Raw genomic sequence first — 25,854 nt, forward strand, 5'->3', positions numbered from 1 at the left:
GTGCCGGTCCGCAGCCGTCCCTCGGCCGCGATCTCGCGCACCGCGCCGCTGAAGATTTCGTAGCATCGCGCGCTCATGTCCGCCGTGCCTTCGTGCCAGATGGTCGATACGGGGTGAACCCCGGCGAACACAAGCAGATAGGCGTTCGGGTGCTCGAAACCCCAGCGCATATAGGAATCCAGCATCTGCTTGACGCGGGTGACGGCGTCCAGCGGCTTGGCGGCGATGGCGGCGTTGCGTTCCAGGAGCTGAATGATCGTCCGCTCGCAGATCTCCAGCAGAATCGCGCCCTTGTCGGGGAAGTGCATATAGAGCGCGGTGGACGAGACCCCGACCTCATCGGCGATCTTCCGGATGGTGGCGCCCTCATAGCCCTGGGCCACGAAGATGCGTTCCGCGGCCTCAAGGATTTCCGCCCTGCGAAGGTGGCCATCGCCCTTGGGCTTGCGCGCCGAGCGCCTAGTGGTCACTGCCGTCGTCACGGGAATCCTTTCGTCATCCGAACAGCTTGCAGCGGAAAGCAAAAGCCCACCCCGCGCAAGTCAGACCTGTGACAATGCGGCATCAAGGCCTCGTGCGCCATACCCGAGCTTCCATACCGGGGGCCCCGACAGGCCACCGCCCGACTGGACGCCGCGAGCCCGGAACGGGTAAGGCCAGGGCATGAGCAAGCCTGCCCCCACCGTGGCCGAAGCCCCCGGCGTCATGCGCACCACCGGCTGGGCCGACTACGCCCTGCTGGACTCAGGCAATGGGCGCAAGCTGGAGCGCTACGGGCGCTATTCCGTCGTGCGGCCCGAGCCGCAGTGCCTGTGGACGCCCTCGCTCGGCGAGGATGTCTGGGCCAACGCCGACGCGGTGTTTGATCCGACCGACGAGGAGGACGCCGGCCGCTGGCGGTTCCGCGAGCAGCCGAAGGACACCTGGCCGCTGTCCTGGCAGGAGGTGAGCTTCAAGGCCCGCTTCACCGCCTTCCGCCACCTGGCCTTTTTCCCCGAGCAGGCGGCCAACTGGGCGTGGCTGGACCAGAAGGTGCGCGCCGCAGAAGGCCAGCCCAAGGTGTTGAACCTGTTCAGCTATACCGGCGTCGCCAGCCTGGTCTGCGCGGCGGCGGGTGCGGCGGTGACCCATGTCGACGCCTCGAAGAAGGCCATCGGCTGGGCGCGCGAGAACGCCGAGGCCTCCGGCCTCGCCGACCGACCGATCCGCTGGATCTGTGAGGACGCCCGCCGCTACGTCCAGCGCGAGGTGCGGCGCGGCTCGAAGTACGAGGGCATCATCCTCGATCCGCCGAAGTACGGCCGCGGGCCGGACGGCGAGGTCTGGAAACTCTTTGAGAACCTGCCTGAGCTTTCCACCCTATGCGCCGAACTTCTTTCAGATAAGGCGGAGTTCCTGCTGCTGAACGCCTATGCCGAGCGCATCTCCGGCGCGGCGCTGGCGGGTCTGCTCTCCGAGAAGCTCAAGGATCGCGGCGGTTCCATCGAGTGGGGTGAACTGGCCCTGGTTCAGCAGGACGGCGAACGCCAGATCGGCATGTCCTTCTACGCCCGGTGGGCGCCGTGAGCGACCGCACCGTCACCTCCCTGACCAACCCGACGGTCAAGGCGGTTCGCGCCCTGCACCTGCGAAAGACGCGCGACGAGACCGGCCTGTTCGTGGCCGAGGGGCTGAAGATTGTCACCGAGGCCATCGAGACGGGGCATGCCCCGGCGATCCTGATGTACGGCGCCGAGGCGGGCGGCCATCCCCTGCTGCGCCAGGCCATGACCACCACGCGCGATGGCGGCGGCGAGGTCATCGAAGTCACGCAGGAGATCCTGGCCAAGGTGTCGCGCCGCGACAATCCGCAGGCCGTGGTCGGCGTGTTCCATCAGGTCTTCATGCCGCTGGAGGCCCTGGCCCCCTCATCGGCGTCCTGCTTTGTCGCCCTGCACCGGGTGCGAGACCCCGGCAACCTGGGGACCATCGTGCGCACCGCCGACGCGGCGGGGTGCGGGGCGGTGATCCTGGTGGGCGAATGCTGCGATCCGTTCTCGGTGGAGGCCGTGCGGGCCACCATGGGCTCCGTCTTCGCCGTGCCGATCGTGCGCGCCACCGAAGACGCCTTCGCCGACTGGCGCGCCAAGTGGCCCGGCTCGGTGATCGGCACCCTGCTGACCGCGACCGTCGCCCACCACGAGGCGACCTACGCAAAGCCCGCCCTGGTCTTCATGGGCAACGAGCAGCAGGGCCTTACGCCAGAGATGGCCGCCCTGTGCGACGTCAACGTCAAGATCCCCATGCGCGGCCGGGCTGACAGCCTGAACCTGTCGGTGGCGACAGGGGTGATGATCTACGCGGCCACGGCCTAGCCGCGGTCAGGTTCCACGAGGCTTGGCCCGCGCGGTGGGCGCGGTATTGGCCGGGTCCTCGGGCCAGACGTGCTTGGGATAGCGCCCGCGCATGTCGGAGCGGACATCCTTCCAGGAGCCCTTCCAGAATCCCGGCAAGTCCTTGGTGGTCTGGACCGGGCGGTGGCCGGGGGACAGCAGGGACAGGGTGAGTGGAACGCCGCCGGCGACGGTGGGGTGCTGCGTCAGGCCAAACACCTCCTGCACGCGGACATCCACGCGGGGTCCGCCCTCGGCGGTATAGTCGATGGTGAAGGCGTTACCGGTCGGCGCCGTCCAGCGCAGGGGCGCGGCGGCGTCGAGGCGGCGCTGCTGGTCCCAGGAGATCAGGGATCGCAGGGCGCCGTCGAGGGCGTCGGGCTTCAGGGCGGCCAAGGAACGGAGACCCGCCAGCAGGGGTAGGAGCCAGTCGTCCAGCCTGTCGATGAGCGCGGCGTCGGCGAGGTCGGGCCAGTCGCCGCCGCCCGCGCGCAGGAAGCCGACGCGCGCCCTCAGGGCCTCGGCGGCGGGACCCCAGGTGAGGATGCTCAAGCCTTCGTTGCGCACCCGATCGGCCAGGGCCGCGGCGATCAGCTTTGGGTCCGGGTTTTCGTCGATCTGTTCGCGCACAGTCAGGCGGCCCAGGCGGGTGATCTGCTTGGCGCGCAGGCGCCCCGCCCCGCTCTCTTCCAACCGGCTCTCGACAATGAGGTGGCCGGCGAAGGCGGCGATCAGCTCGGCCTCGTCCAGGGGAGCGGCCAGCAGGATGCGGTCGCGCCGGTCGCCGCCGCCCAGTTCGGCGATGGCCAGCCACTTCTCTCTGGCCAGGGCGTCGGTGGGCTCCACGAAGGCGCCCCGGCCGCTGACCAGCTGGAACTCGCCGGTGGGGCCGCGGGCCTTGGCGATGCGTTCGGGATAGGCGAAGGCCAGGAGCAGTCCGTCCTCGAGGGGCTCGCCCTTCCCCGCCCTGCCGGCCATGCCCGCCCAGCGATCGGCCAGAGCCTTGGCGTCGCGGGCGCGAGGCGAACGATCACGCTCGAAGGCCTCCAGCCGATGGCGCAGGTCGGCGTCGCGGCCGCCGAGGTTGCGCTCGGTGACCAGGGCGGCGATACGGGCGGCGCGGGAAGCCTGGCCGGTCTGCGCGGCCTTGAGGATCATGTGGGCCAGGCGTGGGGCGAGCGGCATTCCGCTCAGCGCCTCGCCGTGCGGGGTCAGAACCCCGTCCTCGCTCAGGGCTTCCAGGCGTCTCAGCAGGGTCCGGGCTTCCGTGAAGGCGGCGGCCGGCGGGGCGTCCAGGAAGGCCATGGCCCCCACGTCCTTGGCCCCCCAGCGGGCGAGGTCGAGGGCGAGGCCCGAGAGGTCGGCGTCGAGGATTTCCGGGTCTGCATAGGCCGGCAAGGCGCGGGTCTCGGCCTCGTCCCACAGGCGGTAGGCGACCCCGGGCTCGGTGCGGCCCGCCCGGCCCCGGCGCTGGTCGGCGGCCGCGCGGCTGACGCGGACGGTGGCCAGGCGGGTCAGGCCGCTGGCCGGGTCGAAGCGCGGCACGCGGGCGACGCCTGAGTCGATCACGACGCGGACGCCCTCGATGGTCAGGCTGGTTTCGGCGATGGAGGTGGCGAGCACGACCTTGCGCACGCCCGCCGGCGCCGGGGAAATGGCGCGGTCCTGCTCGGCGGGATCCAGGGCTCCATAGAGCGGGCAGACCTGCACGTCGGGGCAGCGGATGCGCTCAGTCAGCAGGTCGGCGGTCCGGCGGATCTCGCCCTGGCCCGGCAGGAAGACCAGTATGCTACCGGTTTCCTCGGCGAGCGCCCGCTCCACGGCGCGGACCGCGCGGTCCTCCAGACGCTGGCGGTCGTCGCGGCCGAGATAGCGGGTTTCGACGGGATAGGCCCGGCCCTGGCTCTCCACCACAGGCGCGTCCAGCAGGCGGGCGACGGCCGCCCCGTCCAGGGTCGCCGACATCACCAGCAGTCGCAGGTCGTCGCGCAGCAAGTCCTGCGCGTCGCGGGCCAGGGCGAGGCCCAGGTCCGCGTCCAGGCTGCGCTCGTGGAACTCGTCGAAGATGACGAGGCCGACGCCCTCCAGCGTGGGGTCGCCGAGAATCATACGGCTGAAGACGCCCTCGGTGACCACCTCGATGCGGGTCCGGGCCGAGACCCGGGACTGCATGCGCACCCGGTAGCCGACGGTCTCGCCGACCCGCTCGCCCAGGGTCTTGGCCATGCGGTCGGCGGCGGCGCGGGCGGCCAGGCGGCGGGGCTCCAGCATGATGATCTTGGCGCCAGCCAGCCAGGGCGCGTCCAGCAGGCGCAGGGGGACCAGCGTCGTCTTGCCCGCCCCGGGCGGCGCCACCAGCACGGCGGCGGTGTTTTCCACCAGGGCCGCCTGCAGGGCAGGCAGGATTTCCTCAACAGGCAGCATGCAGGGGGTCTATCCGCGCCCAGGGGCCGCGCCAAGCCTTGCCGCTTGACCGCCGGGTGAGCAGACCGCAGGTTCCGCGCAAGCTTAATTCGCGCGGCGGGGGGCCCGCCGCGACTGGGAGGGAACATGTGGCGTGTAAAGCCGCTCGACGCGATCCTCGCGACCGCTGAGAAGAAATCACTGCATCGCTCCCTGGGGGCGTTCCAGCTGACCATGCTGGGCATCGGGGCCATCATCGGCACCGGCATCTTCGTCCTCACCGCCGAGGCCGCCCAGAAGGCGGGCCCCGGCATGATCGCAGCCTTCATCATCGCCGGCTTCGTCTGCGCGGTGGCCGCCCTCTGCTACTCCGAGATGTCGGCCATGGTGCCGGTCTCGGGCTCCGCCTACACCTACAGCTACGCCGTGATGGGCGAGATGATGGCCTGGATGGTGGGCTGGGCGCTGATCCTGGAATACGCCGTCGCCGCCGGCGCGGTCTCCGTCGGCTGGTCGGGCTATGTGGTCGGCCTGATCGAGAACGCCTTCGCCGTCGACATCCCCAACGCCCTGGTGCTGGGACCGATGGACGGCGGGATCGTCAACCTGCCCGCCGCCGGCGTCGCCCTGCTGGTGACCTGGCTGCTGGTGATCGGCACCCGGGAATCGGCGGCGGTGAACGCCGTCCTGGTGCTGGTGAAGGTCTCCGCCCTGACCCTGTTCTGCGTCCTGGCCCTGCCGGTGATGAAGATGGAAAACTTCACCCCCTTCGCCCCTCTGGGGTTCTCGGGGGTGGCGGCGGCGGCCGCCTCGATCTTCTTCGCCTATGTGGGTTTTGTCGCGGTCTCGACGGCCGCCGAGGAAACCAAGAACCCCCAGCGCAACATGCCCATCGGCCTCATCGGCTCGCTCGCCGTCTGCACGGTCTTCTACATCCTGGTGGCGTCTGGCGTGATCGGCACGGTGGGCGCCCAACCGGTGATGGACGCCGCCGGCGTCGGCCTGCGCCCCGGCAGTCCCGAGCTGACCGCGGCCTGTCAGTCCCTGGCTGACACCCACGTGGTGTGCTCCAAGGAGGCTCTCGCCTGGACCCTGCGCGAGATTGGCTGGGTCCAGATCGGGAACCTGCTCGGCCTCGCCGCCGGCCTGGCCCTGCCCTCGGTGATCCTGATGATGATGTTCGGTCAGACCCGCATCTTCTTCGTGATGAGCCGTGACGGCCTGCTGCCCACCGGCCTATCCAAGATCCACCCGAGGTTCCACACCCCCCACGTGATCACCATCATCACCGGGGTCTGCGTCTCGGCCTTCGCGGCGTTCTTCCCGGTTGGGGTGCTGGCCGATATCTCCAACTCCGGGACGCTCTTCGCCTTCGCCATGGTGGCGATCGCGGTGATGGTGCTGCGCAAGACCGATCCCAGCCGGAAGCGTCCGTTCCGCACCCCGCTGGTCTGGATTGTGGCCCCCGTCGCCATCCTCGGCTGCGGCTTCCTGTTCTTCAGCCTCGGGACGGACACCAAGATGATGTTCCTGATCTGGGCGGCGATCGGGCTGGTGGTCTATTTCGCCTACGGCTTCCGCAACAGCCATCTGGGCCGCGGCATCATCGACGTGCCCGAACTGTCGCCCGACGCGCCGCCGGACTCGGTGCCCCCGATGCCCGGCGCGCAGTAGCCGACAAGGACAGGCCCGGGATCACATCCCGGGCCTTTTCTTATGGGTCGCGAGCGCCGATGCTGGCGCCATGTCCGAGACAGCCTCCCCCATCCGCGCGATCATAGCCCCGGTCACTCCGCTGGCGCAGAACTGCACCATCGTGTGGTGCATGAAGACCAAGAAAGCGGCGATCATCGATCCGGGCGGCGAGGTTCCGCGCCTGTTGGCGGCGTTGGAGGCCCACGACCTCACTCTCGAGAAGATCTGGATCACCCACGGTCACCTCGACCACGCTGGCGGGACGGCGGCCCTGAAAGCGATCACCGGCGTCCCCATTGAAGGACCGCACCGGGACGACGCCTTCTGGATCGACCAGATGGAAGCCAGCGGGGCCAAGTGGGGCATGCCCGAGGCCACGGGCTTCACCCCAGACCGCTGGCTGGAAGACGGCGACACGGTCACCCTCGGAGAGACCAGCTTCGAGGTCTACCACTGCCCGGGGCACACGCCGGGCCATGTGGTCTTCTTCCATCGCGAGGCCCGCTTCGCCCAGGTGGGGGACGTCTTGTTCCAGGGGTCGATCGGCCGCACCGACTTTCCGCGCGGCGATTTCCAGCAACTGATCGCCTCGATCACCGGCAAGCTCTGGCCGCTCGGCGATGACGTGGCCTTCGTCTCGGGCCACGGCCCCATGTCCCGGTTTGGCGTTGAGCGGAAGACCAATGGCTATGTCGCCGACGATGTCCTGGCCGCGAATTGAGGCGGGTTGACGCAGTTTCGGCCGTGAAATCTGTGCGTTACGGGAGGGGCTGAAAATGGCGCGAATGGAACCCAGCACCGAACAGGTCCCCGCGACGGCCCGAATCCTGATGGTCGATGACGATCCGGGCATCCTCGACGTCGTCTCCGATTTCCTGGGCAAGCACGGCTACCTCGTCGAGACCGCCGGAGACGCCCGCGAGATGGAGCAGGCGCTGGAGCGCGGCCCCGTTGACCTGATTGTGCTCGACGTCATGCTACCCGGCGAGGACGGGCTGTCCATCGCTCGGCGGCTCAGCGGCGAAGGCCCTCCCATCATCATGCTGTCGGCGATGGGCGAGGACACCGACCGCATTGTCGGCCTGGAGCTGGGCGCCGACGACTACCTGGCCAAGCCCTGCAATCCCCGGGAGCTGCTGGCCCGGGTGCGCGCCGTCCTGCGCCGGGCCGAACAGCGTGGCCAGGCCAGCAACATCGGCGCGGGCTGCGAATTCGCGGGCTGGCGGCTCGACCTCGTCCGGCGCGAGCTGCGCTCACCTCCGGGCGTGGTGGTGAACCTGTCCTCGGGCGAGTTCTCCCTGCTGCGCGCCTTTGTGGAGCGGCCGCAGCGGGTGCTGACCCGCGACCAGCTTCTGGACTTCGCTCGGGGGCCCGCTTCCGACGCCTTTGACCGCGCCATCGATGTGCAGATCAGCCGTCTGCGTCGCAAGCTTGACGACGGCGGCGGGAGCACTGACCTGATCCGCACCATCCGCAATGAAGGCTACATGTTCACCGCCAAGGTGAAGCGCGTATGAGGCCGCCCTGGTCGGGCCGGCCGACCGCGTCGCTGTTCGCCCGCCTGCTGACCCTGATCGGCATCACCCTGGTGGCCTCGCAGGCGATCATCCTGGCGATGATCTTCATCCTGCCGCCGCCGGCCCCGGACTTCTATAGGCTGAGCGAGGTGGCGCAGACCTTCAAGGGCCGCCCCCCGAACCTGATTGAGCGGCGGCCGCTGGAACTGAAGATCGTCGACAGCCCCTCCTCCCCCACCATGGAAGGCCGCATGGTGCCCAAGATGCGGGCCGAGCTCGCCCGGGAGCTGGGGGTCAACACCGGCCAGGTGGTCTTCGCGGCCCCATCGCGCCTGCCTGTGTCTGACCGTCGGGTTTTCCGTATCATCCGCGACCGCATCGCCCGCGATGGCGGCGAACAGGAGGATCATTTCCTGATCGCGCCCTTCGAAGTCACCGTGCAGCGGGCTGATGGCCGCTGGGACATGGTCCGCCCGGCGCCGCGTCTGGGGCTAGACCCCTGGCAAGTCCGCATCGTGCTGTGGCTGCTGCTGTCGGCCGCCCTGCTGGCGCCGGTGGCCTACATCTTCGCGCGACGGCTGGCCCATCCCTTCCAGCTGTTCGCCGAGGCTGCCGAGCAGCTGGGCCGCGATCCGCGCGGCGCTCGTCTGCCCGTCTCCCTGAAGGGCACAGCTGAGATCAATGTGGCGGTCACCGCCTTCAATGACATGCAGGATCGGCTGCGCCGCTATGTTGAGGACCGCACCGCCATGGTGGGCGCCATCGCCCACGATCTGCGCACCCCCCTCACCCGCCTCCGCTTCCGGATCGAGAACGTGCCCGAGGAGAGCCGCGCCAAGATGGCGGGCGATCTGGACCAGATGGAGGAGATGATCTCCGCGGCCCTGACCTTCGTGCGCGACGCCAGCGGCCCGGCGGAGCGCACGCCCCTGGAACTGTCCTCCTTGCTGGAGAGCGTCTGCGACGAGATGGCCGAAACCGGCAGCGACACCCAGGTGGCGCGGGGCGACAAGGTGATCATCGAAGGCGACCCGGTCGCCCTGCGCCGCCTGTTCAGCAACCTGCTGGAGAACGCCGTGAAGTTCGGCGGCCGCGCCCGCGCCCGGGTCTATCGCGATGCGACCAGCGCTTATGTGGAGATCGAGGACGACGGCCCCGGCATTCCTGTCGAGGACGCCGAGCGGGTGTTCGAGCCCTTCTACCGCCGCGAACCTTCCCGCAGTCGGCAGACCGGGGGCATCGGGTTGGGCCTGGCGGTGGTGCGCTCTGTCGCGCGCGGCCACGGGGGCGATGTGGTGATGCTCAACCGCGACGGCGGCGGGCTGACGGCGCGGGTCCAACTGCCGCTCTAGAAGCAGCACGTCGCGAAATAGTCCGCAGCCCGCGCGCCCCGTCGCCTGGGCCCACGGCGCCCTAGCAATCTGATTCGTTTGGATGAATGCGAACGGCTGGCAACTTTCCGCGCAACCTCTGCGGCGTCTTGAGGGTTGTCTGAGCGGAACCGTAGTTGATGCAGCCCCCCGCATCCTCAAGGCACGCATAGTAGGAGCAACCCCATGGACCTCGATCCCAACGCCAAGCCGAAGTCCCGTCGCGGATTCGCCGCCATGAACCCCGAGCGCCGGCGCGAGATCGCCCGCAAGGGCGGCGCCAGCGTGCCCGGCGAAAAACGCAGCTTCGCCAAAGACCGCGATCTCGCGGCCTCGGCTGGCCGCAAGGGCGGAGAATCCTCCCGCGGCGGCGGTCGTACCCGCGGACCGCTCGAAGACTGAGCGCCCCGCGACTCGACGAACTAAGCCACGGCCCCGATCTTTTCGGGGCCGTTTGCTTGCGTGCTGTTAGGCGCGGAGCAACACCATGGCGAAGCTGGGCTGGGTGCTTTCCCACTGCCGCTCGAGGCGCCAGCCGGCCGCCGCCGCCAGCTTGCCGAAACCTTCCAGCGTGAACTTGTAGGAATTCTCGGTGTGCAGGCTCTCGCCGGCCGCGAAGTGGAACAGGCGGCCAGCGACGCATACGGTCTGGTCATGCTTGCTGACCAAGTGCATCTCCATCCGGCTCTCAACCGCGTTCCACACCGCGCGGTGCTGGAAGGCGGCAAGGTCGAAGTCGCCGTCGAGCTCACGGTTGATGCGGGTGAGCAGGTTGAGATTGAAGGCGGCCGTTACGCCCTGGGCGTCGTCGTAGGCCGCCACCAAGACCGCCTCGTCCTTCACGATGTCCATCCCCACCAGGAAGGCCGAGCCGTGGCCCAGGAGCCGCCGGGCGCTGGCGAGGAAGGTCACCGCCTCGTCCGGGCGGAAATTGCCGATTGTGGAGCCTGGGAAGAAGCCCACGCTGGTCAGACCACTGACCTCGGCCGGCAGGCTGAGCGCCGTGGTGAAATCGTCCACCAGGGACGCCACCCGCAGGCTGGGGTAGTCACGGCTGATCGCCCGCGCGGCGTCGTCCAGGGCTGATTTGCTGATGTCGATGGGAACATAGGCGGCCAGTTGCGGGGCGGCGTCGAGCAACAGCCGGGTCTTGGTACTGGCGCCGCTGCCGAACTCCACCAGAGCCGCGCCGGCCGGAATGGCGGTCGCCATCTCGCCGGCCTTGTCGCGCAGCAGGGCGGCCTCCGTGCGGGTCGGGTAGTATTCCGGCAGGTCGCAGATCTCCTCGAACAGGCGCGACCCCTCGGCATCGTAGAAGTATTTGGCCGGAATGGTCTTCTGCGGCCGGCCGAGGCCCGCCAGGACATCGGCGGCGAAGCTGTTGTCGACCTGGGCGCGGGCGCGGGGCTCGCCGTCCCAGGCCAGGCGCAGGCCCGAGAACATCCAGCGTTTGTCCGGGTGGAAGAAGTTGCGGTAGGTGGCCCGGGTATGGGCCGCCGGCGTCGCATGACAGCCGCCGCGCAGCACCATCTGACCGCTCATGAACTTGCCGTTGTACTCGCCCACGGCGCCGGCCGCCGGGCTGAAGCCGGGATAGGGACAATAGGCGCTGCGGGTCCATTCCCAGACATCGCCGAACATCTGGCGCAGCCCTTCGCCACCCGCGGCCGCGGCGGGGCCAAGCTGCCCCGAGCCCATGAAGTTGCCGCTCACCGGCAGGCCCGCGGCGGCATGCTCCCACTCGGCTTCGGTGGGCAGGCGCGCACCGGCCCAGGTGGCATAGGCGTCGGCCTCGTAGAAACTGATGTGGGCGACGGGCGCGTGGGGCGCGATGGCGCGCAGACCCTGCAGCGTCATCGCCAACCAGCCATGGTCGCCCTTTTGCCAGTAGAGCGGCGCGTTCCAGCCGGCCTCATTGACCTGAGCCCAGCCCTCGGCGAGCCACAGCTCGGGCTTGGCGTAGCCGCCGTCGGCCATGAAGGCCAGCCACTCGCCATTGGTCACCAGCCGGTCAGCCAGCTTGAAGGGGGCGACAAAGACCTGGTGACGCGGGCCCTCGTTGTCGAAGGCGAAGCCTTCCCCAGAGTGACCGATTTCCACGAGGCCGCCGTCGAAGCCGGCCACACCTGCCGGGCCAGGATCAGCGCTCACGGGCAGGGCGGTGGTGGGGGAATAGGCGGGCTTCAGCGGCGACTGCGCGAAGAGGTGCAGGATATCCATCAGGATCAGCTCCTGATGCTGCTCCTCATGCGCTAGGCCCAGGTCCAGCAGATCGGCGAGACTCTCGACGCGCGAGGACAGCAGGTGGTGCATGGCCTCGTCGACATGGGCGCGATAGGCCAAGACCTCGTCGCGGGAAGGTCTGGTCAGCAGGCCGCGCTCCGGGCGCGGCTGACGGGGCCCGAGCGCCTCGTAGTAGGAGTTGAACAGGTAAGCGTAGCGCTCGTCGAAGGCGCGGTAGCCCGGCAGGTTCGGCTTCAGCAGGAAGGTCTCGAAGAACCAGCTGGTATGGGCCAGGTGCCACTTGGCGGGACTGGCGTCGGGCATCGACTGGGCGGCCATGTCCTCCGGCGAAAGGTGTCGCACGAGGTCCTCGGTGGCCTGGCGGATACGATGAAAGCGAGCCGCCGGCTGGCCCAGGGCGCTGCGAAGCGGTGCGGGCACAGGCCCTGCGTCGTCGAAACGCGCCATTGGATACTCCTGGAAACTCTAAGGCGTCCGACAGGCAAGCCGAAGCCACGGCGGAACTCGGGATAAGTGAAATCGAACTCGGAACGCCGTTTTTCGTTCCCAAAATTGGGTCTCGAGCCTGCAACCGCAAGTGGGAACAGATGCACTATGCCGGCGTTGGATCACCAATGAATGACGGCTGCGGCCGTCATCGAACGCGGCGGGCGGACGAGGAACCCATGACCGGCGATGATGATTGGCGCGACGATGTCGTGCGCATGATCCCGACGCTCAGGGCCTTTGCATGGTCCCTTTGCCATAACGGGTCAGACGCCGATGATCTGGTGCAGGACACCCTGATTAAGGCCTGGTCCAATCGCGACAAGTTTGAGTCCGGCACCAACCTGAGGGCCTGGCTGTTCACGATCCTGCGCAACACCTACTACACCCAGGTCATCCGCCGTCGGCGGGAGGTGCGCGATGAGCAGGGCGAATATGCCGGCGCCCTGAAGACGCCGCCCACCCAGGACTGGAGCGTGGCCATGCACGCCATGCAGGATGCGCTGCAGCACCTGCCCGCGGAACACCGCGAGGCGCTGATCCTGGTGGGCGCCGCAGGCCTTTCTTACGAGGAGGCCGCGGAGATCTGCGGCTGCGCGGTGGGCACGATCAAGAGCCGGGTAAACCGCGCCAGGGCCCGGCTGCTGAAGATCATGGACGTTGACGATCCCTCCGACGTCATGGCCCACGAGACCATGGTGGCGGCCAACCGAGCCTAGGGCCTCAGCCCACAGTCTTGCGCAACCAAGCCAGCAGATCGGCCACCACCTCGTCACGGTTGGTCTCATTCAGCATTTCGTGGCGCCCGCCCTCATAGACCTTCACTTCCATGCGGGTGAGGCCCGCGTCGCGATAGCGGTTCACCAGGGGGTGCAGCAGTTCTAAGTCCCGGTTGATAGGGTCCTTGTCGCCTACGAAGATGTAGAGCGGCAGGTCCTTGGGGATCTTGGCGATCTCGGCGGGGTCGCGCAGGCGAGCGCCGACCCGGGCGAAGCTGTCGGCGGCGCTGGGCTGGCGGGAGAAGCCGCACAGCGGGTCGGCGATGTACTTGTCCACCTCGGCGTCGTCGCGCGACAGCCAGTCATAGGGGGTGCGCGGCTTGGCGCCGTCGGCGTTCATCTCGTCCAGCTTCTTCGCCGGGCCGGTGCGGTCACCGAAGGCCGCGGTGCCTGACAGCACCAGGCCGTCCAGCTTGCCGGCATGGTCGAAGGCGTAGGCCTGGGAGAAGAACGAACCCAGGCTGTGCCCCAGCAGGATCAGCGGCAGGCCAGGGTTCTCGGCGCGGGCCAGATCGGTCAGTCGGGCGATGTCCTCCACCACCAGTTCGGCGCCATTCTCGCCGAAGTCCCCCAGCGCCGCCTTGGAGGGCGCTGTGTAGCCGTGGCCGCGGTGGTCATCGGCGTAGAGGACGAAACCGTCGGCCATGATCGGGATCAGGGGCTCGGGGTAGCGGCGGGCGTGCTCCCCCATTCCGTGGGCGATCTGCAGGACCGCACGCGGGGCGGCCGCCTCATCGGCCCAGCGAAAGCCAGCGATGGGAGCGCCGTCGGCGCCGTCAAACCGGAACTGCTTTTCGGAATAGCCCATGATCCCCTCCATACGCTCTGGCGGCGCGATGGCTCCGACATAGCGCGCGCAGGCGGCGATGCACGCGGTTTTTTGCAGGCCTTCCGCCAAGCCTCGACAGGGCGCGCGGGCGGTGGGACGACTAGGCCATGGCGTTGAAGAGTCTAAGTCCCATCCTGCTCGCCGGCCTCGGAGCCGCGGCGTTCGTGCTGGCCGGATGCCAGGCCAAGGTGAGCCGCCCCCCCTGCCCGTCTGGCGAGGTCTGTCTGGCCTATGGCAGCAGCCAGGAGCCTGGGTCTCTCGACCCTCAGACCTCAAACCTGGTGGACGAGTTCACCATCATCGCCGATCTGATTTTCGGCCTGACCACCGACTCGCCGGAGGGGACCCCGATCCCGGCCATGGCCACGTCCTGGGAGACCAGCCCCGACGGCCTGACCTGGACCTTCCATCTGCGCGAAGCCAAGTGGTCAGACGGAGTTCCAGTGACCGCTGACGACTTCGTCTTCGCCTATCGACGCATCCTCGATCCGAAGACCGCCTCGATCTACGCCTACCTGATCTATCTGCTGAAGAACGGTCAGGCGGTGAACGAGGGCAAGGCGCCGTTGAGCGCCGTGGGCGCGCGGGCCCTCGACGCTCGGACGCTGGAACTGACCCTGGAGCATCCAGCCCCCTACCTGCCGGAACTGCTCAAGCACCAGAGCTTCTTCCCCGTGCCCAAGCATGCGGTGGAAAAGTGGGGCGATGACTGGGTGAAACCCGGCCGGTACGTCGGCAATGGCCCCTACAGGCTGACTCGCTGGGCGCTGGGCGACCATATCGAGGTGGTCAAGAATCCTCACTTCTACGACGCTGCGAACGTCTGCGTGGATCGCATCCACTATTTCCCGACGCCCGACTCCGTCATGGGTGAACGCCGCGTCCAGCGCGGCGAGCTGGATGTGAACACCTCGTTCCAGTCCAATCGGTTCACCCGCCTGAAGCAGACCATGCCCGAATTCGTGCGGGCCAAGAACTCGCTGGCCACCGCCTATCTGTCCTTCAACACCCGCGACATCCCGGCCTTCCGCGACATCCGCGTGCGCCGCGCCCTGTCGCAATCCGTCGATCGCGAGTTCATCACCGGAAAGCTGATGCGGGCCGGCCAGCTGCCCGCCTACGGCTTCGTCCCGCCCGGCACCGCCGGCTACACCCAGGGGGCCAGAACCGTCTGGGCCGGCAAACCGCTGGCCGCGCGACAGGCGGAGGCCCGGCAATTGCTCAAGGCGGCCGGCCACGGGCCCGACAACCCCCTCAGCTTTGAACTGAAGATCGCCAACAGCCCTGACACCATCCTGCTGGCCAGCGCCGTGCAGGCCGACTGGGCCGCCATCGGTGTGGACGCCAGGATCGTGCAAAACGAGGGCCAGATCGCCTTCGCCGCCTATCGCAACCGCGACTTCGGCATCGGCGCCATGAGCTGGTACGCCGACTTCAACGACCCAGTCACCTTCCTGGGCCTGCTGAAATCCGACACCGGGGGGCAGAACTACGGGGACTACAAGAACCCGGCCTATGACGCCCTGTTGGACGCCGCCGACCGCGAGCCGGACGCCGTCAAGCGCGCCGACATCCTGCGGCGGGCCGAACAGGCGGCGCTGAATGACGAAGCCCTGATCCCGATCTACTACGTCGTCAACCGCAACCTGGTGAGCCCGAAGATCACCGGCTGGGTGGACAATGTCGGCAACTTCCACCGGGCGCGGTGGCTGTGCCTCAAGAAGTAGGGAAAGGGTCTTGGCGGTGACGCAGGGATTCGAACCCTGGATACGCTTTCACGTATGACGATTTAGCAAACCGTTGCCTTAAGCCACTCGGCCACGTCACCATCAAGGGCGGGACCGATAGCCGTTTCGAATGCGGCTGGCAATCAAGGTCGCGAGGTTTCGTCCGGGCAGCACCGAAAGCGCGCAGTTCGGGGAACGCGCCGCGCCGTTAACCCGACGATCAGACCCCTGCGGCACATTGCAGCTTCCCATCTGTGTGTCCGCGGCGCCCTTCCCCATGTCTTCCGTCGTCCAGTTTCAACGCAAGGAAAGCCAGGCGCCCGACACTGAGTCGCCGGCGCGCGAGGCCGAGCCCCGCGTGACGACGGAGGATCTGCCCCCCGCCGAGCGCAACGCGACCGAAGACCGGCGGGGCCCCTTTCGGCCCCAGGCCCTGATCCCCACCCGGGCCCGGCTGCAGGGCCGAGTGGTGGCCCGCATGTTCCAACTCGGCGACGTCATCATATTGATGGCGACCGGCGTGATCGGTCACGCCATCGGAGCGGTGGGGGTGGCGGGTCTGTCGGCAGCCTGCGCCGGGGCGATCACCGTCTTGCTCAGCCTGTCGATCTTCCGCGCCTATGGCTTCAACCGCCGCGAGGAGCTCGCCTTCCACCTCACGCGCGTGACCGGGGCGTTCGCGGTGGGCGCCGGAGCCGCCTTCGCCCTGCTGTCGCCCTTCATTCCGATGGCCTCGCTGGGCCAGGCCATGGCCTTCTGGGCGCCCGGGGCCTTCGCGGCGACCTATGTGCTGCATATCGCCTGGTGGCTTTGCGTGCGCCGTTGGCGCGCCAGCGGCCGCCTGACCCCCAATATCGTCGTGGTGGGCGCCACGGGCGCGGCTGAACGCCTGATCGTCGCCACTCTTCTGAGCCGCGAGGCCAACATCCTCGGCGTCTTCGACGACCGCGCCGCCCGCAGCCCCGCGGGCATCCGCGGCGTGCCGGTGCTGGGCGACACCAACGCCCTGCTGGCTCACCGGATCATGCCCTATGTGGACCGCATCGTGATCACGGTGCCCTCCCAGGCGCGCGCCCGCGTCGGTCAGATGATCGAGCGCCTGGGCGTCCTGCCCAACGAGGTCAGCCTGCTGCTGGACGGCGAGGACGCCGCCCACGAAGCCGCCGCCATCAGCCGCATCGCAGATGTGCCGCTCGCCCACATCTCGGGCGCGCCGATGGACGAGCGCCGGGCGATCGTCAAACGCGCCCAGGACCTGCTGATCGGTCTCGCGGCCCTGACCGTCGCCGCCCCCGTCATGCTGCTGGTGGCCATGGCCATCAAGCTGGACAGCCCCGGCCCGGCCCTGTTCCGCCAGCGCCGTCACGGCTTCAACAACGAAGAGATCGTGGTCTGGAAGTTCCGCTCCATGCGGGTCCAGTCCGCCCCCCAGACCAAGGTCCGCCAGACCCAGGCTGATGACGACCGCGTCACGCGGGTGGGCCGCTTCATCCGCAAGACCTCGCTGGACGAGCTGCCCCAGATTTTCAATGTGCTGACCGGGGAAATGTCCTTGGTCGGGCCCCGTCCCCACCCGGTGGGCATGATGACCGGCGACATCGAGTCCGCGCGCCTGGTGGCCGAGTACGCCCACCGGCACCGCATGAAGCCCGGCATGACCGGCTGGGCGGCCATCCACGGCTCGCGCGGTCCCGTCGACACCCCCGAGCTGGTCAAGCGCCGGGTGGCCCTGGATGTCGAATACATTGAACGCCAGTCCTTCCTGCTCGACCTCTACATCATCGTCATGACCCTGCCCTGCCTGCTGGGCGATCGCGAAAACATCCGCTGAAGCCAACGGGCTTAACCGTTTGAAACCGCCTGGTCGGGCACACTGGGCCGATCGGTCGAAGAGGTTGTGGCGATGTTCTGGCGTGGGGTGATCGGCTACCTGCCCGTCAATGTGGTGCAAGGCGTCGTCGGCCTGCTGACGATCGTGGCCTTCACTCGCCTGCTGACCCCGGCCCAGTTCGGCGACTACGCCCTGGGCCTCTCCGTCATGGCCCTGGTTCACACCGCGGTCTTCACCTGGAACGAGGCGGCCATGGCCCGCTTCTGGGCTGGGGAATCCGTGCGCGACGGCGGGGCCGACCATACGGCCACCGTCTATCGCGCCTGGCTCCTGCTGCTGGCGGCGCTGCCCGTGGCCGCACTCATCGCCATCGCCCTGCCGATGACCCCGGACCTGAAGCTGGCGGTGTTGGCGGGCCTGGCCACCGTGGCGCCGCGCACCTTCGTCAAGATCGCCCAGGAGCGCCGCCGCGCCGCTGGAGAGGTGAAGGGTGCCGCCCTGCTGGACATGGGCCAGACCCTTGGCGGCTTCCTGCTGGGGGCGGCCTTCGCCCTCGCGGGCCTGGGTGGCGCCGCGCCGCTGATCGGGATGGCCCTGGCGTCCCTGGCCTGCTTGCCCTTCATTGTGGCCAGCGAACACCGCCTGCAGGCGGGCGGACGCGTGGAGCGCCAGCGCATCGGCGGTTACGCCGCCTATGGCGTGCCGGTCGCCCTGTCGCTGATCCTAGCCCTGGTGTTGTCGTCCACCGACCGGTTCCTGCTGTCGGCCTTCCTCGATGAGAGCGCGGTGGGCGTCTACCACGCCGGCTACAGCCTCGCGAACCGCAGCCTGGATGTCGTCTTCATCTGGCTCGGCGCCGCCGGGGGGCCCGCCCTGATCATGGCCCTGGAGCGCGGGGGTCGCCCCGCCCTGGCCGAGGCGGCCCGCGAGCAGGCTCAGTTCATGCTCTTGCTGACCGTGCCGGCGGCCACGGGTCTGGCCCTCGTCGCCCAGCCCCTGGCCCAGCTGATGATCGGCGAGGATCTCGCCGCCGGCGCGGGGCGCGTCACCCCCTGGATCGCCCTCTCCGGCCTGCTCGCGGGCCTGACCACCTACTATTTCCACCAGGCCTTCACCCTGGGCCGCAAGACCAGCTTCCTGCTGGTCGCGATGGCGGTTCCGGCGGCGGCCAATGTGGTGCTGAACCTGATCCTCATCCCGCGTTTCGGCCTCGACGGCGCCCTGTGGTCCACCCCGGCGAGCTATGGTCTGGGGCTGCTGGCCTCCGCCCTGCTGGGCCGTCGGAGCGTCAACCTGCCGATCCCCTGGCTGACCCTGCTTCAGGCCGTCGGCGCAAGCGCGCTCATGGCCTTGGCGGTCAGCCGCATCCCGGCCTATGGCGGCCTGCTGGAGCTGTCCCTGAAGGCCGCCGCCGGCGGCGCGGTCTATGTCGCGGTGATCGCCCTGATCGACGCCGGCGCCCTGCGCAGCCGCGGCCGTGACGCCCTTCGCACCTTCCGCGCCCGGAGCGCCGCATGACAGAAGCCCTGTTCGACAACCCCCACTGGTCAAAGGGCCGTCCGGCCCTCTCCATCCTGACCCCCTTCAAGGGCGATGATCCGACGCCTCTGCTGGCCGCCTTGGCCCGGGAATCGGCGAACGCCGAACTGGTGATCCTCGACGACGGCAGCAATGACCCTGAGCTGGCGGCGCGGGTGGAGATCGCTGTCGCCGCCCTTCCTTTCCCGGCCCGCTTCATCCGGCTGGCGAAGAACGAAGGGCGTTCCAAGGGTCGCAATCGCCTGGTGTCCCACGCGCGCGCCGGCCACTACCTGTTTCTCGACAGCGACATGCTGCCCGACACCCCGACCTTCATCGCCACCTGGTTGAGCCTGATCGCGACCGAGACCCCGGCCGTCGCCTTCGGGGGCTTCTCCCTCGATCAGGCGCCGCCACGTCCTGACCACGCGCTGCACCGGGCCATGGCCGGCCAGTCCGACTGCCAGCCTGCCGCCCAGCGGGCCCTGATGCCCGAGAAGATCTTCACCTCCAATCTGCTGGTCCGGGCCGATGTGTTCGCCGGCGAGTCCTTTGACGAGGGCTTCGCCGGCTGGGGCTGGGAGGATGTGGAATGGGGGATGCGGGTCGCCAGCCGCTGGCCGATCCTGCACGTGGAGAACACCGCCACCCACCTGGGCCTCGACACCGCCAGCGCGCTTGCCGACAAGTACGAGCAGTCGGCCGGCAATTTCGCCCGGGTCGTCGCCAGCCACCACGCCGCCATCAGCCGGTATCCCAGCTACAAGGTGGCCAGGGTTCTCAAGCGCGCCCCGCTGCGCAAGCTTTGGCGGCCGATGCTGAAGGCCTACGCCCTCACGGAGGCCGCGCCTATTCGATCGCGAGCCTTCGCGATGCGGCTCTACCGTGCGGCCCTCTACGCCGAGGCCGTCTGATGGGAAGCTATGCCGAGGCCTACTCCGCCGACCGCTCGCTGAAGGGCAAGCTTCGCCGACGGCTGATGCGGCTGATAAACACGCGCCCCCTGGCGACGGCTCCCACCAAGCCCATGGTCTCCTTCACCTTCGACGACGCCCCCCTGACCTCGACGGTGGCCGGCGCGGCCCTGCTGGAGACGCGCGGACTGGCCGGCACCTACTATGTGTCGGCGGGACTGGCCGGGACCCAGGCGCCCATGGGCCCCTGTGCGGACCCGGTGGATTATCAACGCCTGGCCAGGGCGGGGCACGAGATCGCCTGCCACACCTATTCTCACCTTGATTGCGGCCAGGCCTCGGGGGCTGCGGCCCTGGCGGACGTGGTTCGCAACGCCGAGGTCGTGGCCAGCTGGAACGTGAGCGAGATGGTGAGCTTCGCCTATCCCTACGGCGACGTCGCGGGCGGATCCAAGGGCGCCCTGGCCAAGCGGTTCTCCACCCTGCGGGCCCTGCATCATGGGCTGGTCGAGAAGGGAACCGACCGCAATCAACTGCCCGCCGTGGGGATCGAGGGGCCCGGGGGTGAGACAGTAGCCAGGAAGTGGCTGGCGGCGGCCAAGGGCAGGACCGCCTGGCTCATCCTCTATACCCACGACGTCCGTCCCGACCCCTCCCCCTGGGGCTGCACGCCCGAGGTCCTCGCGCGACTGCTGGATCAGGCGGTCGCCGACGGCTTCGACGTGGTGACGGTCCGCGAAGGCGCCCGGCGTCTCGGGATCTAGGCTCTGACCTCGCGGTCGGGCCAGCAGAGCTTCACAGCCAGAGCCACGAAGATCACCCAGCGGAAGTCATTGTAAAGCACCGCGACACTCTCGGTGAGAGAGGTCACCCCGTAGACGATCAGGAACGGCAGGGCCAGGTAGGCGCCCTTGTCCCGGAACACAGCCACCACCGCCAGCACGAAGGTCTGGAGGAAACAGAGGGCCCAGGCCGCAAGGCCGAAGACGCCAATGCCCAGCCACTGCTCGATCCAGCTGTTGTGGGAATGGTGCGGCTTCCAGCCGGCCTCCTTGACGATCTTGGGCAGCGGTCCCCAGCGACTGGTGTCATCCCAGACCGCGCCGTAGCCATAGCCGGTCCAGGGACGCTTCTCGATCTGGTGGATCGCAGCGGCCCATATCTCGGTGCGGCCAGTGAGGGTGGCGTCCTTGCCCAGGGCCTTGAACAGGACGTCGGAGGCGAAGATGGCCACGGACATCACCATCACCAGGGCCAGGACGGCCAGCCACGAGGTGGCCACGCCGATCGCCGGGCCACGGCGCACCAAGGCCACGAACATCAGGCCCGCGATGGCCATCATCACCGACACCAGGGAAGTCTTGGAGGTGGACATGACCACCAGCAAGACCGCCAGGGCGGCGAAGGGCCACCAGATCTTGGCGCGATCCGGGTTGAGCATGGCGGCGGCGGCCAGGACGGCGAAGCCCAGGGTCATGATGCCCCCGAGCGCGTTCTTGTCCGCCCAAAGCCCCCGCCAGGCCCCCGGAAACAGTTCCTGCATCACCCCGATGGAGGGGACCGCCAGGGCCATCAGGAAGGCCACGACGGTCAGGACCGCGAAGGCGGTGGCGAACACCTCCGCCAGTTCTGACCAGCGGAACCGCGACGCCATCACGACGCCGGCCAGCGTCGTGGCGTAGACGGCCACGACCCGGCGCACCGTCAGGTCCGGGGCCGTGGACCACAGGACCGACAAGCCGACGACCACCATCAGCATGATCAGGAAGGGGGTACGGATCACCGCGCTGACGGCGCTGAGGGGCGTGAGGGCCAACAGGACCAAGGCTGCGCCATAGGCCGGCAGATAGGCCAGCCGGATCAGGCTGTCGAAAGCCTTGGAGCCCGCATCGCCGCGAAGGGGGAAAACCCAGCCCTCGCTAAAAGTCAGCATAATGAAGACGCAGATGGCGAAGACCGCCAGCCGCCACAGGTCCACCTGCGGCCGTCCGCTGACCTCTGCGCCGGGCCAGATGGCCTGGGTCACGGCAGGATGGCCTTCAGGAAGCCCGGCGGCGTCACCGTGACCCGGTTGAAGAAGATGCCCGCCACCGTGCCTCCGGCGGCGGCGATGGCGTCCCGGAGCTGGGCCGGGGCGCGGACATCGGCCTCGTCGGCGGCCACGACGAGAACCGTCTGGTCCATGAAGGGGGCGACAGTCAGCGCCGCCTGGGACCGCTCCGGGGAAGGGCAGTCGACTATGATGACGTCGGCGTAGCGGCGCAGCGCGGTCCAGTAGTCACCGGTGGGCAGGATGTGGACGCCCTGACGGCCCTTGAGCCCTTCGCGGCGAAAACGGGTCACCCACCACCGGGCGGACCCGACCCGGTGGGCCGAGAGATAGCGCGCGTCAGGCCAGGGCTGGCCGTCGGGCCCGTGAGCCGTGGGCTGCACGGTGAAGAAGATCGAGCCGTCCGGACTGGCGGCGGCGGGCTCGCCCAGGGCGCCGTAGCGCTCAGCCTCGTCGCGGACAGCGAGATATTGCGGCGAGGCCAAAAGGTCGAGGTCCACCAGCCACACCGACCGGCCGGCGCGCTTGGCGGCGAACCAGGCAAGTTCGCGCGCCACCGTGGACGTACCCTCCCCGCGGCGCGCGGCCACGACCTGGATCACCCGCGCGCGGCCTGCGGCCGGCGCGCCCAGTGACGCCCACAGGTCGGCCATCTCGGCGTTCAGGTCCACCATCCCTCGAATCGATACACGCGTAAGGCTTCCAAGCTACCGCAGTTCAAGGCGAACGGACGGCGTCCGTTCCGTAACGCTCCTAGTGAGCCTTCATCGGCGCGGTGGCGAGCACCGGCAGGTCGAGGGTCCGGGAGGCCGACTGGGCGGTGGGCAGGCCCGGCCGCAGGAGCATCCGCAGCAGCCCGGCGCAAAGCGCGGTGAAGGCGGCGAATAGGAAGGCCAGGACGATGACAGGCTTCTTGAGGCTCTTGCCCTTGGTCGGCGCCACGGCGCGACTGACGATGCGAATATTGTCGTTGGTGGTCGAGGCGATCTCGCTGGCCGCGCGGCTCTGCTCTTCCTTGACGGTGAAGTCTCGGACATTGGCCTGCAGGACATCGCGATCCAGGGACAGGGCCTGGAACTTCGGCTCCAGCTCGGCCAGGCGCAGGCGACGCTCGGTGAGCTGGTTGACCTGCCCGGCCAGGGCGCCCTGGGACTGCCGCAGGGCCGCCACCTCGGCGGTAAGCTGGATCTTCTCGGTCTGGATGGTCTGGTAGACCGGATTGATGCCGATGCGCCGGGCGCCATCCGCCTGGGTGCGGCCGGCCGCGATGCCGGCCTCCAGCTGGGCGATTTGCGCGTCGAGCTCCTGGACGGGCCGCGCGTCGTTCTTGTACCGCGACAGCAGGTCTTCGCGTTGAAGCTTCAGCGCCACCAGCTTGTCGCCCACCGCGCTGGAGACGTCGCGATAGAGGCCTACCTCCTGTGACAGTTGGCCGAGTTGGGAATCGAGCATGGCCAAGCGGCCCATGCGGTCCTGCAGTTGGGCGTCGGTCTGGTATTTCTGTTGCTCAATCTGCTGCTGGAGCTGGCCGAGGGAGGCCTTTTCGGCCACGAAGTCGCCGATGCGGTTGTTGTTCAGGAAGGCCTCATAGGCCGTATCGGCCTGGATCAGCCGTTGCTGGAACGCCTCCCTCTGCCGCGCAAGCGCCGGCGAGGTGGGGTCGATGAGCACAGAGCGGCGATAGATCAGGTACTCCTCAAGGAGGGTATTGAGCACCAGGGCGGCGATGTCGGGGTTCTCATGGGTGAAGCTCACCCGGATGATCGGTGTGTCCGGCGCCGTCTCGATCTTGGTGTTGGTGTCCAGGGCGCGCAGGGCCGAGCCCATGATCATCTTCTTCTCGAAGGCGGTGGCCGCAGCGTACTTGACCGCCATCTTAGGATAGATGCGCGCCAGGCCGAGTCTGTCGATCAACCGCTGCTTGAGGGCCGCGGACCCCAGGATTTCGGTTTCAGACTGGATCAGGGCGTCGGCCTCGGGCACCGCACCGCGGGCGGCGTCCCCCGATAAGGGCTCGTAGACATATTCCTGACCCAGCCGGACCAGTACGCTGGCGTTGGCCGGATAGCTGGTTTTCATCGTGAAGGCGGCCGCCGCACCCAGGACAAAGATGATCGCGAACACGGCGAGCATCAGATAGCGTTCCCGCCAAAGCAGGGGGCCGAAATCGGAGACGGCATAGCGCGGCCGGCCGGCCCAGTCGGTCCGGATCGGCTGATCGTGCGGTCTGATTGTCCAAGCCCCTGGCGCGGCCATGCGATTCCGACTGTTCTAGCCCTACGGAGGGACCGTGCCGGGGGACGATTAACGTTCCATTACCCATTGTCGTTAAGGTTTGCGGTCATGCGTCCCAGCCCGAAATTCGCCCTCCTCCTGATGGCCTGCGCGAGCCTCGCGCTCAGCGCTTGCGGCGTCCGGCTCCCGCGCATGGACCTGCTCGGACGGATCGACGAGCCAGAGAGCCGCGAGGCGCGCCGTGATCGGGAGGCGCGGGACGACGGCGCCGGCTTCAATGACATTCCCTATGCGACCTGGAGCGACTACGAGCCGCCCTACCGCTTCTATCCGGGCGACGAAATCGAGGTCGCCCTTCCCTCCGCCCCCGAGCTGAACAAGACGGTGACGGTGCAGCCCGACGGGCGCATCTCCCTGCCCCTGATCCCGGCCGTCATGGCCGCGGACCGCACCGTGTCTGAGCTGCAAGGGTCACTGTCACAGGCCTATGCCAGCCTGTTGCTGCGGCCAGCGGTGGACGTGACCCCCAAGGCCGCGCCTCTGAAGGTGTTCGTCGGCGGCGAGGTGGGTAATCCCGGGATCTTCGACATGGCGGGCGACGCCGACGCCTTGCGCGCGGTGATCCAGGCCGGCGACTTCAAGGTGACCGCGGCTCGGGACGAGGTGATCATCCTGCGACGCGGGCCTGACGGACGGGGCATGATGCGGAAGGTCAAGCTGGGCAAGGGGCTTCGAAATCCGAACGCGGACCTTGTGCCCCTGCGCCGGTTCGACATCGTCTACGTGCCGCGCAGCGGCGTGGCCAACGCCGCCCTGTTCGTTCAGCAGTACTTCCGCGACCTGTCGCCGATCCAGTTTGGATTCAGCTACGCGCTCGGCGCACAGGCGGCCGGCCAATAGTCTCGGTCCACGACGCCGGCGGGCGCCGGCGTCGAGCGGGCCTCATGGCGTCTCAGCCGTGGGCCAGCCACTCACGCGCCTGGCGCTGGGCTTCGGCGACCTCGTCGGAGGCCATCTCCTGGCTCAGCTCCTTGCGGTAGATCTTGGCTTCCATCGACCCGCGCATGGCCGCCAGATTGAACAGCATGTGGGCTGAAACATAGTCCAGCGGTGCGCCGCCCTGACCGGTCGAGTACAACAGGCCCATACGGAACAGTTCGTCCCCGGAGGCTTCGGCGGTCGGCAGCGGTAGGCCGCCTTCCGGTTCCACGCTCGTAAGCATGACTAAATTCCCTCTCCTGACCGGCCATCCCCCGTTCTGAGGGCGTGTCTCCGCTCTTCACGACACCAGAGAAGTCGATAGCGACTAAACATATGGTTAAACTGAAAGACTGCGTTGTTCGGCCGCACTTCACCGCAGCATTCGCAGGCGTTACTCGCGAAGAACCTCCACTGTGCGCTGTATACCCATTTTGGGGGCTTGCCGCCGCCCTTACCCCTGAGCGCGAGCCTTCATCGCCCTCCGCGCGAAGTGAGCTTACAGCCGCGCTTAGATTGCGTAGCCGTGTTGAACACATCCCTTGGCTGCGCGCCTGGGGGCGGTTCGACCGGGAGAGATCGGCGTGAAGCGTTTTGGTTTGAGCATGACCGCCCTGGCGGCGATTTCCGGCGGCCTGGCGATCTCCGCCACGGCCAACGCCCAGTCCTGGGATTCCCACTCCAGTTCGAGCTACTCCCGGCAGAGCCGCGAGGAATACTGCGACTGCTATGACTACGGCGCGCGCCGCGACAGCTACCCGCACGACGAGCGCAGCCACGGACATCATGGCGGGCATCAGGATCACCGCCAAGGTTACGCTCCGCCACCGCCCGTGGGCGGCGCCTACTACGCGCCGGCCGGCGGCGGCCAGAACAACATGGGCTACTTCGAGCAGTACCAGCCGG

Annotated in this window: 23 protein-coding genes and 1 tRNA gene; 15 read left to right on the forward strand and 9 right to left on the reverse strand. The window is 68.4% G+C overall.

Features of this window, described 5'->3' with window-relative positions; all coding sequences use genetic code 11:
- Positions 1–482 (reverse strand): TetR/AcrR family transcriptional regulator (locus RMO97_RS03055; RefSeq protein WP_409035279.1); only part of this gene is annotated, 482 nt, incomplete at its 3' end.
- A 181-nt stretch (positions 483–663) separates the two neighbouring features.
- Between RMO97_RS03055 and RMO97_RS03060 the strand changes: the two genes are divergently transcribed.
- A complete protein-coding gene (locus RMO97_RS03060) occupies positions 664–1,566 on the forward strand; it encodes a class I SAM-dependent methyltransferase (protein ID WP_310539073.1) in 903 nt (300 codons plus the stop codon).
- A complete protein-coding gene (locus tag RMO97_RS03065; RefSeq protein ID WP_310539074.1) occupies positions 1,563–2,354 on the forward strand; it encodes an RNA methyltransferase in 792 nt (263 codons plus the stop codon). Before RMO97_RS03060 ends, RMO97_RS03065 begins: the two co-directional genes overlap by 4 nt.
- Positions 2,355–2,360: 6 nt before the next feature.
- Here the strand turns inward: RMO97_RS03065 and hrpB are convergent, their stop codons facing one another.
- Positions 2,361–4,796, reverse strand: coding sequence for an ATP-dependent helicase HrpB (gene hrpB / locus RMO97_RS03070; RefSeq protein WP_310539075.1), 2,436 nt, complete (start codon positions 4,794–4,796; stop codon positions 2,361–2,363).
- A gap of 126 nt (positions 4,797–4,922) precedes the next feature.
- On the opposite strand from hrpB, the gene RMO97_RS03075 reads away from it, so the two are divergent.
- From RMO97_RS03075 to RMO97_RS03095, 5 genes are all read left to right on the forward strand, one after another.
- On the forward strand, positions 4,923–6,449 hold the full coding sequence (locus tag RMO97_RS03075; protein ID WP_310539076.1) for an amino acid permease: 1,527 nt from the start codon (positions 4,923–4,925) through the stop codon (positions 6,447–6,449).
- Positions 6,450–6,519: 70 nt separating this feature from the next.
- A complete protein-coding gene (locus RMO97_RS03080; RefSeq protein ID WP_310539077.1) occupies positions 6,520–7,191 on the forward strand; it encodes an MBL fold metallo-hydrolase in 672 nt (223 codons plus the stop codon).
- A gap of 64 nt (positions 7,192–7,255) precedes the next feature.
- Positions 7,256–7,987 carry a response regulator gene (locus tag RMO97_RS03085; protein WP_310539078.1) on the forward strand — a complete coding sequence of 244 codons (732 nt, stop codon included), beginning with the start codon at positions 7,256–7,258 and terminating at the stop codon, positions 7,985–7,987.
- Entirely contained in the window at positions 7,984–9,339 is a 1,356-nt protein-coding gene (locus RMO97_RS03090; RefSeq protein WP_310539079.1) for a HAMP domain-containing sensor histidine kinase, read from the forward strand. Before RMO97_RS03085 ends, RMO97_RS03090 begins: the two co-directional genes overlap by 4 nt.
- A 204-nt stretch (positions 9,340–9,543) precedes the next feature.
- Positions 9,544–9,759, forward strand: a complete 216-nt coding sequence (locus RMO97_RS03095) for a general stress protein (protein ID WP_304774345.1) — start codon at positions 9,544–9,546, stop codon at positions 9,757–9,759.
- Positions 9,760–9,825: 66 nt separating this feature from the next.
- Here the strand turns inward: RMO97_RS03095 and egtB are convergent, their stop codons facing one another.
- A complete protein-coding gene (gene egtB, locus RMO97_RS03100) occupies positions 9,826–12,048 on the reverse strand; it encodes an ergothioneine biosynthesis protein EgtB (RefSeq protein ID WP_310539080.1) in 2,223 nt (740 codons plus the stop codon).
- A gap of 218 nt (positions 12,049–12,266) precedes the next feature.
- On the opposite strand from egtB, the gene RMO97_RS03105 reads away from it, so the two are divergent.
- Positions 12,267–12,806, forward strand: coding sequence for a sigma-70 family RNA polymerase sigma factor (locus RMO97_RS03105; RefSeq protein WP_310539081.1), 540 nt, complete (start codon positions 12,267–12,269; stop codon positions 12,804–12,806).
- Between the two features lie 4 nt (positions 12,807–12,810).
- Here RMO97_RS03105 and RMO97_RS03110 read toward each other — a convergent pair whose 3' ends face one another.
- Complete coding sequence (locus RMO97_RS03110; protein WP_310539082.1) at positions 12,811–13,674, reverse strand: alpha/beta hydrolase; 864 nt, start codon at positions 13,672–13,674, stop codon at positions 12,811–12,813.
- Between the two features lie 128 nt (positions 13,675–13,802).
- Here RMO97_RS03110 and RMO97_RS03115 point away from each other — a divergent pair, with 128 nt between their 5' ends.
- The gene (locus tag RMO97_RS03115) at positions 13,803–15,422 is read left to right on the forward strand and encodes a peptide ABC transporter substrate-binding protein (RefSeq protein WP_310539083.1); all 1,620 of its coding nucleotides are present in this window, start codon (positions 13,803–13,805) and stop codon (positions 15,420–15,422) included.
- Between the two features lie 11 nt (positions 15,423–15,433).
- On the opposite strand, the gene RMO97_RS03120 is transcribed toward RMO97_RS03115, so the two are convergent.
- A tRNA-Ser gene (locus RMO97_RS03120) sits at positions 15,434–15,523 on the reverse strand.
- 176 nt (positions 15,524–15,699) lie between these two features.
- On the opposite strand from RMO97_RS03120, the gene RMO97_RS03125 reads away from it, so the two are divergent.
- The 4 genes from RMO97_RS03125 (at position 15,700) to RMO97_RS03140 (ending at position 20,449) form a co-directional block, all read left to right on the forward strand.
- Positions 15,700–17,253 carry an exopolysaccharide biosynthesis polyprenyl glycosylphosphotransferase gene (locus tag RMO97_RS03125; protein ID WP_310539084.1) on the forward strand — a complete coding sequence of 518 codons (1,554 nt, stop codon included), beginning with the start codon at positions 15,700–15,702 and terminating at the stop codon, positions 17,251–17,253.
- Positions 17,254–17,325: 72 nt separating this feature from the next.
- On the forward strand, positions 17,326–18,771 hold the full coding sequence (locus RMO97_RS03130; protein WP_310539085.1) for a lipopolysaccharide biosynthesis protein: 1,446 nt from the start codon (positions 17,326–17,328) through the stop codon (positions 18,769–18,771).
- On the forward strand, positions 18,768–19,685 hold the full coding sequence (locus RMO97_RS03135; RefSeq protein WP_310539086.1) for a glycosyltransferase family A protein: 918 nt from the start codon (positions 18,768–18,770) through the stop codon (positions 19,683–19,685). Before RMO97_RS03130 ends, RMO97_RS03135 begins: the two co-directional genes overlap by 4 nt.
- Complete coding sequence (locus RMO97_RS03140; protein WP_310539087.1) at positions 19,685–20,449, forward strand: polysaccharide deacetylase family protein; 765 nt, start codon at positions 19,685–19,687, stop codon at positions 20,447–20,449. The genes RMO97_RS03135 and RMO97_RS03140 overlap by 1 nt, the downstream gene beginning before the upstream one ends.
- On the opposite strand, the gene RMO97_RS03145 is transcribed toward RMO97_RS03140, so the two are convergent.
- From RMO97_RS03145 to RMO97_RS03155, 3 genes are all read right to left on the reverse strand, one after another.
- The gene (locus RMO97_RS03145; protein WP_310539088.1) at positions 20,446–21,711 is read right to left on the reverse strand and encodes an O-antigen ligase; all 1,266 of its coding nucleotides are present in this window, start codon (positions 21,709–21,711) and stop codon (positions 20,446–20,448) included. The genes RMO97_RS03140 and RMO97_RS03145 overlap by 4 nt on opposite strands.
- Positions 21,708–22,409, reverse strand: a complete 702-nt coding sequence (locus RMO97_RS03150) for a sugar kinase (protein WP_310539089.1) — start codon at positions 22,407–22,409, stop codon at positions 21,708–21,710. The genes RMO97_RS03145 and RMO97_RS03150 overlap by 4 nt, the downstream gene beginning before the upstream one ends.
- 79 nt (positions 22,410–22,488) lie before the next feature.
- Entirely contained in the window at positions 22,489–23,868 is a 1,380-nt protein-coding gene (locus RMO97_RS03155) for a lipopolysaccharide biosynthesis protein (protein WP_310539090.1), read from the reverse strand.
- 294 nt (positions 23,869–24,162) lie between these two features.
- Here RMO97_RS03155 and RMO97_RS03160 point away from each other — a divergent pair, with 294 nt between their 5' ends.
- Positions 24,163–24,870, forward strand: coding sequence for a polysaccharide biosynthesis/export family protein (locus RMO97_RS03160; RefSeq protein WP_310539091.1), 708 nt, complete (start codon positions 24,163–24,165; stop codon positions 24,868–24,870).
- Between the two features lie 52 nt (positions 24,871–24,922).
- On the opposite strand, the gene RMO97_RS03165 is transcribed toward RMO97_RS03160, so the two are convergent.
- Positions 24,923–25,192 (reverse strand): sel1 repeat family protein, encoded by a 270-nt coding sequence (locus RMO97_RS03165; RefSeq protein ID WP_304774321.1) that lies wholly within the window; start codon positions 25,190–25,192, stop codon positions 24,923–24,925.
- A gap of 340 nt (positions 25,193–25,532) precedes the next feature.
- Between RMO97_RS03165 and RMO97_RS03170 the strand changes: the two genes are divergently transcribed.
- Positions 25,533–25,854: hypothetical protein (locus RMO97_RS03170; protein ID WP_310539092.1), on the forward strand; the 322-nt coding region annotated here is incomplete at its 3' end.

Source organism: Phenylobacterium sp. (genome assembly GCF_031425575.1).
Taxonomy (GTDB): Bacteria; Pseudomonadota; Alphaproteobacteria; order Caulobacterales; family Caulobacteraceae; genus Phenylobacterium.